General features: G+C 63.8%; 6 protein-coding genes. 5 read left to right on the top strand and 1 reads right to left on the bottom strand.

The genetic code is table 11. The features are described 5' to 3' along the window. Positions 1 to 645: 645 nt before the first annotated feature. The gene (locus GE027_RS21755; protein ID WP_237607721.1) at positions 646 to 3090 is read right to left on the bottom strand and encodes a sensor domain-containing diguanylate cyclase/phosphohydrolase; all 2445 of its coding nucleotides are present in this window, start codon (positions 3088 to 3090) and stop codon (positions 646 to 648) included. A gap of 477 nt (positions 3091 to 3567) precedes the next feature. Here GE027_RS21755 and GE027_RS21750 point away from each other — a divergent pair, with 477 nt between their 5' ends. The 5 genes from GE027_RS21750 to GE027_RS21730 all read left to right on the top strand — a co-directional run bounded on the left by GE027_RS21750 (position 3568) and on the right by GE027_RS21730 (position 11693). Then, a complete protein-coding gene (locus tag GE027_RS21750) occupies positions 3568 to 5370 on the top strand; it encodes a TolC family protein (protein ID WP_162006869.1) in 1803 nt (600 codons plus the stop codon). A 60-nt stretch (positions 5371 to 5430) separates the two neighbouring features. Next, entirely contained in the window at positions 5431 to 6291 is an 861-nt protein-coding gene (locus GE027_RS21745) for an efflux RND transporter periplasmic adaptor subunit (protein ID WP_162006867.1), read from the top strand. Then, positions 6288 to 7661: an efflux RND transporter periplasmic adaptor subunit gene (locus tag GE027_RS21740; RefSeq protein ID WP_153559337.1), complete on the top strand. Its 1374-nt coding sequence runs from the start codon at positions 6288 to 6290 to the stop codon at positions 7659 to 7661. Before GE027_RS21745 ends, GE027_RS21740 begins: the two co-directional genes overlap by 4 nt. A 2-nt stretch (positions 7662 to 7663) precedes the next feature. Further along, positions 7664 to 9892 (top strand): site-2 protease family protein, encoded by a 2229-nt coding sequence (locus GE027_RS21735; protein WP_153559336.1) that lies wholly within the window; start codon positions 7664 to 7666, stop codon positions 9890 to 9892. An 835-nt stretch (positions 9893 to 10727) separates the two neighbouring features. Further along, positions 10728 to 11693 carry an exonuclease domain-containing protein gene (locus tag GE027_RS21730; protein ID WP_153559335.1) on the top strand — a complete coding sequence of 322 codons (966 nt, stop codon included), beginning with the start codon at positions 10728 to 10730 and terminating at the stop codon, positions 11691 to 11693. Positions 11694 to 12236 lie beyond the last annotated feature (543 nt).

Genomic DNA, 12236 nt, shown 5'->3' with positions numbered 1-12236 from the left:
AATGCAGAGCAGCAGCACCAGTACAGTGTCTCGATGCGGTGCGGGAATCGGAAAGGCGTACGCAAACAGCCATTCCGTTGCACCCGAGCCCCCTCACCCCCGGCCCCTCTCCCACCACTGCTTCACTCGCTGACGCTCGCGGCGCCGCGGGGGAGAGGGGAGAAAATGTTGCATTTGACCGCTCCGAGCCATCCATAGAAACCGCCGGAGCCAGCAAATCTCAAATCTCCTGACTCCGGCGGAATCTATGTATGGAGAAGAATCGTTTTCTCCCCTCTCCCCCGAAGCCTGGCGAGCCTAAGCGAGTCAGGCTTCGGGGGAGAGGGGTTGGGGGTGAGGGGGAATGCAGAGCAGCAGCACTAGTGCAGTGTCTCGCTACGGTGCGGGGATCGGAAAGGCGTACGCAAACAGGCATTCCGTTGCACCCGAGCCCCCTCACCCCCGGCCCCTCTCCCACCACTGCTTCACTCGCTGACGCTCGCGGCGCCGCGGGGGAGAGGGGAGAAAATGTTGCATTTGACCGCTCCGAGCCCTACATAGAATCCGCCGGAGCCAGCAGATCTAAAATTGAGCACGAGTACAACCCAAGCTCGCTACCAACAACCAACAACCAACAACCAACAACCAACAACCAACAACCAACAACTACACGGTCGTCTTGTCGGCCAGGAACACCGTCTGGGTGGACCGGCACAGGTCCAGCAGTTCGACGGTCGAGCCCAGCAGGTGCATCCAGTCCGAGTCGTCGCTGCCCGCTTCGGCTTCCAAACGCTCGGCCGCCACCGCGATCGGCTCGACGCCGCTGCGGCGAGCCACCTGAGCGACTCGGGAGGCCAGGGCGTGCAGCCCATCGGCATCGCGTTCGTCCAGAGCTTCGGCCAATCGTTCGATCTGTAGGCCCAGCTGCAGCGCCGTATGTTTGGGCACCGACAATCCGGTCGCGGCCGAGTGCCGCGGCTTGTTCTCGATCGCGTCGACAAAGTGTTCGACGATTTCCGGATCGAACTGGGTACCCGCACAGCGCCGCAGTTCTTCTACGGCGACCTCATGGCTGCGTCCCTTGCGGTAAGGCCGATCGCTGACGATGGCGTCGTAGGAATCGCAGATGGTCAACAACCGCGCGGCCAGCGGAATATCTTGCCCGGTGGGCAACCCCGACGCCCGGCCACGACCGCCGAAGAACGCATGATGCGTGCGAATGATTTCGGAAAGAGGGTCACAGTTGAACGTTCCGGCGACGATCTCCACGCCGATACGATCGTGCTTGCCCATCAGTTTCCATTCTTCCTCGGTCAACTTGCCCGGTTTCAGCAGCACGTTGTCGGGCACGCCGATCTTGCCGATATCGTGCAGCAACGCGGCGATTTCCAGCAGGTACGTTTGACGTTGGTCCAGCAGGCCCGCGGCGGCGGTGACGGCCAGGTCGGCCACGCGGCGGCTGTGCTCGGCGGTTTCCGCATCGCGAAATGCCAACGCCGAAACCAAGGCCATCACGGCTTGGAAGGGGATCGAAACGGTCGCGTCCACGTCCTCTTCCCGCGTACGCGAGACCTGCGACTCGTCCACGTCCATGGCGGCGAACTGGGGCAGGTAGACGATGACTCGGTTGCGGCCCTGACGCTTCGCCACGTACAGACAGCGGTCGGCCTGGTTGATCAAGTCCTGCGGATCGCTGGGCTCGTGGCTCAGATCCGTCACGCCCAGGCTGGCCGTGGTGCGCAGCTCCTGGTATTCGGACAGTCGAATGGCTTCGATTCGCAAGCGAATCTGTTCGGCTTGCCGTTCGGCCTGACGGATGTCTCGTCCGGGCAGGACCACACAAAATTCTTCCCCGCCGTAACGACACACCAGATCCGTGTCCTGATGCATCTCGCGGAGCAGCGCCGAGACCGCGCGCAGCAGTTCGTCCCCGGCGTGGTGGCCGTAGGTGTCGTTGACGTTCTTGAAAAAGTCGTTGTCGATCATGATGCACGACAACGGCAGACGCTGTTTGTGAGCGACGGCCCAGTGGTGCGCCAGGCGTTCGAAGAAGGCGCGGCGGTTCAAACAACCGGTCAGCGAGTCCTGTGTGGCCAACAGCTCCAGTTCTTTGTTCTTCTGTTTGATCTCGTCTCGGCTGGACTGCAGCACCGACAACATCTGCACCATCTCGGCCCGTTGCTCTTCGATCTGCGTGACGTCGCGAAACGTGGCCAGCGTCCCGCGGTTGCTGCCATCGCCGGCGACGATCGGCGCACTGTTGGCCGAGAAGATGCGTAGGTTGCCATCGGCCAAACGAAACCGCAGCAGTTCTTCGGATTGCGGTTTGGATTGGGCCAGGGCGCGGGCCCAGGGGTATTCGCTGGGATCCCGACGTTCCTTGTCCACCCAGGGCAGCTCGCCCACCCGGCGATCCTGCAGCTCGTCATTGGCCAGCATGGTGTTTTCGCAAAACGCTTTGTTGGCCAACAGGATCTGTTCTTTTTCATTCAGGACCAACAACCCTTCGGCCAGCGTGTCCAGGGCCTGGCGGACGCGGTCGGGAACAACTTGGGTATTGTCGAACAGACCGAAGATCCGCGCCGCAAAGAAGGTGTAAGCGCCCATCCCGGCCAGGGCAAAGAACCCGACCAGACGGACCACCGGATGGCTCCACAGCGAGGCCACGCCCGGCGGCGAGAGTGCTCGATAGCACAATTCCACCTGTCCCCAGCGTCGCTGGTTGACCGTGATCGGCACTTCCACCGCGTCCAGTCCCGTGGGAAACTCCGGCGTAACGCTGTGGTCGCTTTTGGCCAGCTGCCAGGCCGGGTCGTGCTGGTCGGTCTGCAATCGCAAGTAACCCGAGTCGGTCCGGATCCCCAGGGAGACCAGTGCGTCGTCGCGCTTGGCGATCGCTTTGAGCGAAGCTTCCAGCGCGGGCCAACTCTGCTCACGCACCATCGTTGCCGTGTTGACCGCGATCGCCTCGCACTGACGTTTGCGACCGTCCATCTCAACCAATCGCGCATCGGGCACCACTCCCAGCCACTGGCCGGTCAGGATCAAGCCCACCCCCACGCACACCAGCGCGAAGGCGAGTCGAAGCGATTGAAGGAGGATTTTGATCACGGGGCGGTTACGGAGTCCACGACATCGGTCGGTCGGGGTCTATGGAGGTGGCAGACGGAAGGTCTGGCTAGGTGTATACGGCAGCAAAGTGTTGCTTTTTCTTTTGCGCCCTGCGGAAGAAACCCGCAGAAAAGAGGCGTGCCCACCAAGACCGAGGCCCTCACCTCAGGGGGCCAGCACGCCGCCAAAATCACCGCAAACTGCGGATCCTAGGGATCAACGCGGTTGAACCGGCGGCACAGCGACGACTGCCGAAGGATGACCGATCGCTGGCCAAGCGAAAACATCGCTGTCAAAGACTGCCGGTTGCGCCGCCCGCAACGCCTCGACCGATTGCGAGCCGGGGACTCGTCCACCCACTTGGCTCCGGGGCAATCTCAGCTTAGTCAATGTACCGATTGTGCCGAAACAGATACCGAGGTGCGCGGTCATGGTAGACCCACCACACCCCCCGAATTACCCCGACCGGATGCGTCAATGCGGTGGCAAATCGGCATAAATGCTTGCTGGCTCGCATGCGCAGCGCTGCTCTGCGCATCGCTGCCGCTGGCCGCTGCGCCGGACGGAGCCAGCGGTGTGGGTGAGCCGGGGCGTCCCAAACGTCTGCCGAAGCCGCAATCGTTGCCGTCGGAGCAGCTGCCGTCGGACGCCCTGCGAGTCGAACCGCTGCCGCCGGATCTGATTCCGGGGGCTCGGGAGGACGATTCCACCGAGCCGTCCGGGTCGGTCACGCCGCAACCCATTCAGGATCCAGCTCGCAAGCTGCTGTTGGTCGAGCCCCAGGCGGCCGAAGTGCAAGCGGCCGCCGCCGCCTGGTGGAAACCGTCTCTGTCGGAGCCGCTGCTGGAAGAAAGCCGCTGGGTGCGGTTCGATTTGGGAACTCTGGTAACCGACACGCTGGCCCATTCGCCGCGGATCCTGGGCATTGCCCAGGAGGTACAGATCGCCCGCGAAGGCGTCATCATCCAGGACGCCGCTTTCGATTCGAGCATGCTGTTGGATTCCAGCTACGGCCGGACCAGCGACCCGGTGGGCAACTCCTTGGAAACCGGTGGTCCGTCGCGACTCCGCCAACGGGATTGGAACGCCCAGTTCGGACTGCGCCGCACGATGCGTCATGGTGCTCGCTGGGAAGTCACCCAGAGAATCGGCCTGCTGGACAGCAACAGCCTGTTCTTCATCCCCCGGCACCAGGGCAACACGCGGCTGGGGATCAGTCTGACGCAGCCGTTGATGGCCGGGGCAGGGGAGATCTACAACCAGCGTCTGATTGTCGAAGCCCAGCTGGACGCTCAGATCGCGCGGGGTGATTCGTTACTGGAGATGCAGAACACGCTGGCCGAATTAATGTTGTCCTATTGGCGGCTGTACATGTACCGCAGCCACTACATCCAACAACAGGACCTGGTCCGTCGCGGCGAAGAACTGCAACGGATCATCTCCGGCCGCCAGCGGCTGGACACCGGCGAAGCGGAATGCCTGCGAGTCCGCGAACAGGTGGCGCTGCGGCGGGCGGAGCTGCTGCGCACCCGTACCGATCTGCAGAACGAACAAACGCGGATCACGATGTTGGTCGGTTCGCCGGCGCTTTCCCCCGAGCGGGTCGACGAACTGATTCCCAACAGCATTCCCGCTTGCGAACCGTTCCCGCTGGACGTCCGCCAAGCGGTCACCCAGGGCTTGCAGCACCGCCCGGAGGTGGCAATCGCCGCGGCGGAATTGGAGAATGCGGCTTTGCAGTTACGGGTAAGTCGAAATCAATTGCTGCCGCAGTTGGACGCTCTGGTCGATACCTACGTCCTGGGGCTGAACGGAAACCAGGACATCGGCGGATCGCTGGCCGACCAGTTTACCGAAGGCGAACCCGGCTTCTCCGCCGGCTTGCAGTTCGAACTGCCGGTCGGTCGCCGGGCCGCGCATGCCAGACACCGGGCCGCCACGGCCGCTTACCAAAAACAGGTTCAAGCCGTCCGGCAGGCGATGTTGACGACGCGTTCCGAAGTGGAGATTGCCCTGCGCGAGGTGAACATGGCGTTGGAGATGATCCAACACCGGCGCCAGACGCTGGCCGCCGCCCGGGCCGAAGAGAAGTACCTCCAGCGACGCTGGGAACTGCTCGGCGGTGGCGGCACAACCATCGGTTTGGTCGTTCAGGATCTATTGGAAGCCCAACAAAGTCGCACGTCCGCCGAAGAACAATTGGTAGAAGCCGAGGTGCAGTACCTGTCCTCATTAATTCGCCTGCAACTGTCGATGGGAACTCTACTGCTGTCTCATTAACGGCTGCTGTCTCATTGACCGCTGCTGTTTCATCGAAGCGTATGATCAAGGATGATCTCTATGAAACCATCGCTGTGCCTAGCCGCAATGTGCTGGCTGCTGGGTTTGCTGGCAGTCCCGGCGGGCGCCCAACAGGGCACGCCGGAATTCGACGGCTTTATCGAACCGCTGCACGACGTCCAGGTGGCGGCCGGGGAAATCGGTGTGATCGCGGAGCTGGCGGTCGCCCTCGGCGATCGCGTGGAAGCCGGGCAGACGATCGCCGTGCTGGACGATCAACTGCAGCGGATCGCCGTGGACATCGCCGAGACGGCGGCCAGCATGCAAGGGACGGTCGATGCGGCCAAGGTCGAGTACCAACTGCACAAGCATCGCGCGCAGCAACTGCAGCAATTGGCCGCCGAGGGACTGACGCGTCCCGATGAATTGCGGCGAGCCGAAGCGGACCTGGAGATGGCAGCCGGCCGCCTGTTGGCCGCCCAGGAAGAGATCGCGATGCGGCACGCCGAACTGACGCGGGCCCGAGCCATGTTGCAGCGGCGGACGATCACCGCCCCGATCTCGGGCGTGATCGCCAAAATCTTTCGCGAGGCCGGCGAACACGTTTCGCCCACCGATCCCGACATCGTGCGATTGATCTCCGATGAAAGTCTGGTGGCCGTCGTGAATATCCCGGCTCGTCTGGTCTCGCGAAACAATATCGGCGACCGCGTTCGCGTGCTGACCACCGCTCCGCGGCAGTCGGTGTCCGCCACCATCCTGACCGTGTCGCCGGTGATCGACGGACAGAGCGGTACGGTGCAGATCAAGGCCCTGCTCGATACGCCGGTGGGCCGGTGCCGGGCGGGCGATCGCTGTACGGTCCACCTGCAGCCGGGAAACTCGCAACAAGCCCTCGGTGAATCACGGATGATGAAATGAGTTCGCTGCTCTCGACGCAGCAAGCACCGACCGCGGACGCGGCGGATGAATCCCCTGCGGCGGTTGATCTCCGCTGGGTGACGCTGTTGGCGGACCTGGCCGACCAACCGACGCGGGCCGCTGCGCTGGCGGTCCTGGCTCAACGTCTGGAACAGCTCTATCCCGGCGGCAAGCTGCGCGTCGCTCGCGGCGGCGACAAGTTGAAGGAGGTCCTTGACGGGCGGCTGGGCCGCTTGGGGATGGAGAGCTCGCTGTATCATGACTTGGCCGTCATGTGGCCGCGACTGCGCAGCGCCGGCGGCGGGATCGATCACATCAACGGTCACCGCTTGCCCCGCGACGCCGACGATTCGGAATCCAATTCCCACGGCGTGATGTTGTACGTCGATGGCCACCACTTTCTGATCCTGCCCCAGAAAACGACGCTGCGTCACGTGGTGATCTGGATGCCGGACGATAGCGCCGCCGCACCGCACACCTTCCAGCAAATCCTGCCCGTGGCCGCTCCGCTGGCGGCCGTGCTGGCCAGCCGTCCGGTGTTGGCCGTGGGCCGAGTCGGCTCGTGGATGCAGGGCCTGCGATCCCGCTTCGCCATGCTGGCCTTGCTGGTCCTACTGGTCGTCGCCCTGTTGCCGATTTCCTACCGCGTTCGCTGTGCCGCGACCCTGGAACCGGTCCAACAGCGTTTGATCGCCGCGCCGTTCGATGCCACGCTGCGGGACTGCCACGTGCGGCCGGGCGATCGAGTCCGAAAGTCGCAAGTGCTGTTGTCCCTGGACGGCCGACCGCTGCAGATCGAACGCGAATCCCTGCTCGCCGAACAGGCTCAGGCCGCCAAACAACAATCCGTCGCCCTGGCCAAAGGCGAGATCGCCGACGCCCAACTGGCCCAGCTGCACGTCCGCCAATTGCAACACCAGATCGATCTGCTGCAGCGACGCTTGGAAGATCTGTTGGTGCGCAGTCCGATCGATGGGATCGTGGTCAGCGGGGATTTGCGCCGGGCGGTCGGTTCGCCGCTGGAGACCGGTCAAACGCTCCTGGAAGTGGCACCGCTCAATGCGATGCGAGTCGAAGTGGCGGTTCCCGAGAACGAGGTCCTGTTCGTTCGGCCCGGCGCCTCAGCCCAGGTGCGTTTCAGCGCTCTACCGACGCGGTTGATACGCGGCCAATTGGCGACGCTGAACCCGGCCGCGGAGATCCGCAACAACGAAAACGTCTTCGTAGCCTCTTGGCAGATCGACAATCCCGACGACCAACTGCGTCCGGGCATGCGCGGTTTTGCGACCCTCTATGGGCCGCGTCGACCGCTGGGCTGGAAGCCGCTTCGCAATCTCATGGAAACCTTGTTCCGGGCCGTGGGGTGGTAGGGATGAGCGGCTCCGCGTTTTTCAAACCGCCCACTCCGGAAACCGACCCAGCGTTCGGGGATCCAGCGCTGAGTGATCCGGCGCTGAATGATCCGGCGCTGGATGACCCGGCCCTCGGAGACCCAGCTGCGGATGCCGCGCCGGTACGGCTGCGCGACGGCCTGCATTTTCGCAGCCAACCTTCGGCCGGCCGGCCGGCCTACGTCTGTCACGATACGCAGCGCGGCAAGTACTACCACTTTGGCGTGGCCGAACTGGAAATCGCGCGGCTGCTCGATGGCCGTCGCTCGATCGAACAGCTGGCGGCGGAACTTCAGCAGTTAGGGGTGATTTGGACCGCCGAGGACATCGCGATCTTTCTTTCTTCGCTGGTCAAAAACGGCTTGGCCGAAGTGGTTCGCGAGGACGGGGAAACCGGTGGAGTCAGTCCGGAAGGGCCGCCGCCGACGCCCATGTTGCCGCGGATGCTGGCCGGTTTGGTCAGCCAACGGATTCCGTTGTTTGCGGCCGACCGAGCGGCCGTGCGTCTGACCGCCTGGCTGCACCGCCTGTTCTCGCCCCTGGGTGTGGTGCTGTGGAGCCTGTTGGTGCTGAGCGGGCTGTGGCAAGCGGCTCGGCACCGCGGCGAGTGGCAGGGCGAACTGCATCAATTGTTCTCGCCCCACGCCTGGCCGTTGTTGGTGGGGATCTGGTTGATCGCCAAAGTGATTCACGAATCCGGTCACGCCGTCGCCGCCCGTCGCCAAGGCGTGCGGGTCGGCAACGCGGGAGTGATCCTGTTCATGTTCGCACCGCTGGCCTATGTCGACGTCACCGACGCCTGGCGTCTGCCGCGGCGTTGGGCGCGGATGCAGATCGCCCTGGCCGGTGTGTACTTCGAACTGGCTATCGCCGCGATCGCCGTCTGGGTCTGGATGCTCAGCAGCGATTTGACGCTGCGTTACGTGGCGGCGCAGGTGGCCGTGCTGACCGGCCCGGCCACGCTGTTGGTCAACGCGAACCCGCTGCTGCGGCTGGACGGTTACTACGTGCTGGCGGATTTCTTGGGGATTCCGAACCTGCGGATGCATGGCCGGCGGATGTTCTCTGGCAAGTGTCAGGCATGGTTATTGGGGCGCGAACCGCAACCCAGTTTGCTGCACGGTTGGCAACGCACCACCGCCTTCTGGCACGCGGTCTTGTCGGTGTTGTTCCAGGTGATCTGGATGAGCAGCATGGTGTGGGGCATCCTGTTTTGGGCCGGGGCGATCGGCTTGGTGATCGGCGCAGCGGCCGTGCTGTTGTGGGTCGTGCTGCCGCTGCAGCGTTGGATCGCGGGGCTGCGGGAGTTGCCCGAGTGGCCGCAGTATCGCCGCCGCTTACGCGTTGTCAGTGGGGGCATCGTCATGCTGTTGGTGCTGTTGGCCTGCTTGCCTTCGCCGCTGGGGCGTCGCATTCCGGTGGTGGTTCGGTACCAGGACGAGCAGGTTGCTCGGGCGGCCAGCGACGGATTCGTCGTCGACGTGCCGGTTCGCAGTGGCGACCGTGTCCGCGTCGGCGAGGTACTGGTAGAAATGGACGATCCGTCTCTACGAGCGCGGTTGGCGTCACTGGACCTGGACATCCAAGCGACTCGCGTTCGGCACCGCAAGCTGCAGAATCAGGGCGAACAGGCGATGGCGACCGCCCAGGCCGAACAGCTCGCGTCGCTGCGGCGGCAACGGGCCGAAGTGCAGCGGCAAGTCGACGCGTTGACGGTCCGAGCGACGCGCGGCGGGCGTGTCATCACGCCTCGCCTGCAAACGTTGCGGGGAACCTACCTTCATCAGGGCGACGAGGTGGTGCGAGTGGCCGAGGAACGCGACAAGGAACTGTTGGCCGCGATCGATGGAGGCGATCTGCAGGGATACCGGCAAGCGGTCGAGTCGGGACGGTCTCTGACGGCTCGGCTGCGCGGCGGCATGACGTTGGAAGTGATCCCCTCGCCGCCGGCGCCGCGGGCCAGTTTGTCCGTGCCGCATCCGGCCCTGGCGGCCAGCAGCGGGGGGCCGCTGGCATTGGCTGCGCCGCTGGAGACCGAGCGGGGGGGCGAGCGGACGTTGGTCAGCCCGCATACCGAAGCGGTTTCGCCTCTGTCGCCCGAAGCGGCGGCGACCCTCCGCACGGGCCAACAAGGGATGCTGATCATCGGCGACACCCGTTCGCTGGTCCAGCGGATCTACCAGCGTCTATGGGCCAGCGTCCGCCGCTAGCGCTAGAACCCTTAAGTTCCGTCCTGCCTAAACCCCGCAGGCTTCCCATTTGATAGTGTTAAAAATGTCCATCCAAGGTCTGATGAGGACTCTAACCTCACACACCAAACCAAGGATGGACAGTGAGCATTCTAACACTCGATTTGCCCCCTGCAATCGTCGCGGCATTAGAACCGATCACTCGTAGCGGACTCTATGGCACTGCCATAGTGCAAAGAGCTAGTTGCGTACCACAACCGTCCGGGGACAGTGCACAACGCGTCCGGGGACAGGGCATGCACACCCGGGCGTCCGGGAACAGCCGTCCGGGGACAGCCGTCCGGGGACAGTGCATGCATACGTTGTCCGGGGACAGTGCATGCACAAGTTGTCCGGGGACAGTGCAGAGCAGAGTTGTCCGGGGACAGCAGCGTGCGGGGACAGAGCCAGTGGATTCGCACAACAGCGCATGACAGCGAAGAACAGCCGTCCGGGGAACAGTGCATGCATAAGTTGTCCGGGGACAGTGCATGCATAAGCCGTCCGGGGACAGTGCATGCGCACCCAGGCGTCCGGGGACAGTGCACGCGTCCGGGCACAGGCGTCCGGGGACAGACAGGCGTCCGGGGACAGTGCATGCACAAGTTGTCCGGGCCCTGTGCAGAGCAGCGTGCGGGGACAGCAGGCGTCCGGGGACAGGGCATGCATAAGTTGTCCGGGGACAGCAGCGTGCGGGGACAGAGCCAGTGGATTCGCACAACGGCGCATGACAGCGAACAACCGGGCGATGTATAACGGAAGGAATCAACTTTTTAGATAGACAGCTCTTCGACCGGTCGCCACCGACCGCGGGACGATGGAATTTACGGCATTTGATTTCGAAACCGCCAATCGCCGCAGCGACAGTGCTTGCCAATTGGCAGCGGTCGTGGTGCAGGGCGGGGAAGTGGTCGACCAGCGTTGTTGGTTGATCCGGCCGCGGCCTTTTTTCTTCAGCGGAATGAATATTCGGATCCATGGAATTCGGCCCGAGGATGTCGAGGACGAGCCGGAGTTCTGTGATCTATGGCCCGAGATCGAGTCCTTTATGGCGGGCCGCACCTTGGTCGCCCACAATGCGTCCTTTGATATCAAAGTCTTGAACGCCTGCTTGCAAACCCATCGCTTGCCGCTTCCCGAACTGCGTTTTACGTGCACCCGATTGATCGCCCGGCGCACCTGGCCGCAGTGGGGCCGTTACGGCTTGAAGCCGGTTTCAGAGCGTTTGGGCATTCAATTTCGGCACCACGACGCGTTAGAGGATTCGCGGGCCTGTGCTCGCGTCCTGCTCGCCGCGGCGGAACAGCGACGGTGTGGGTCGTTGTCGGATCTAGAACAAAGCCTGCAGATCGAAGCAGGGCAGTGTGGTCCACTGGGTTACCGCGGTGCCCGGTCGCGGCGAAGCGGTTCGTCATCCACGCGTTCGAGCCGCTGGCGAACGAGCCGCTCGCGGGGAACTGCGACGCGTGTTCAGGAAACGGCTGCGGATCCGGCCGAGCAGACTCAGCCCTTGATGGATGTGCATCGGTTGATGCTGCGGGCCGAAATGGTGCAGTCGCTGCGTGGCAAACGCGTCTGCGTGACCGGAGCGTTTTGCAAGCTGCAGCGTCCCGAGATTGAGGCCCTGGTGCGAGCGTTGGGCGGCGAATTAGCCGCAGTTGAAAGCTGCCCCAGCGACATCCTGATTCGCGGTACCCTCAGCCTCGCCGAAGACGTTCCTCTGCCAGCCCCTCCGGTCACCTGGTCCGAAGAGGAATTCCTACAGCAGCTGGTCAACGTGTAATCGGACCTTCCTAACTCTGACCCTTCGCCCGGTTTTATGCGTTTTCAAATCTCGATTCAGTCGGAGTGCGGAGCGGGGACAGTGCGGAGCGGGGACAGTGCACGCGCTCGGGGACTGCGGGCGAGTGCGGAGCGGGGACAGTGCACGCGCTCGGGGACTGCGGACCGGGGACAGTGCTCGCTCCCGGTCGGGGACAGTGCTCGCTCCCGGTCGGGGACAGTGCCTGCGAAGGTATGGTGGCTAGCGACAGATGCCAACGACGGACTTCGAACACCAACGCCGGCCCATCGCCCCGAAGCTCAGCCGTCGCGGTGTTGCGATTTCGCACCACTACGGTTGCTCGTCAGCCGTCAAAGCATGCTCTTTGCGCACAACGCTAGCCAGGTCGCCTGAATGTCGACCGATTGTCTGCCGCGTCTCGTAATGGCCTCGCGCCTGCTAGGCGTCCCTGCCGGCCGCCATCGGCGAGGTCCGCCCGGCATCGAGCCGTTCGCGGATCGCGCGACAGGCGTGCTGGCCGAGCTGCGAACTGCAGCGCCGAGC

The organism is Roseimaritima sediminicola (assembly GCF_009618275.1).
GTDB classification, from domain to species: Bacteria; Planctomycetota; Planctomycetia; order Pirellulales; family Pirellulaceae; genus Roseimaritima; species Roseimaritima sediminicola.
The sequence above is the reverse complement of the archived record's forward strand: the minus strand, read 5'-3'. Positions and strand labels throughout refer to the sequence as shown.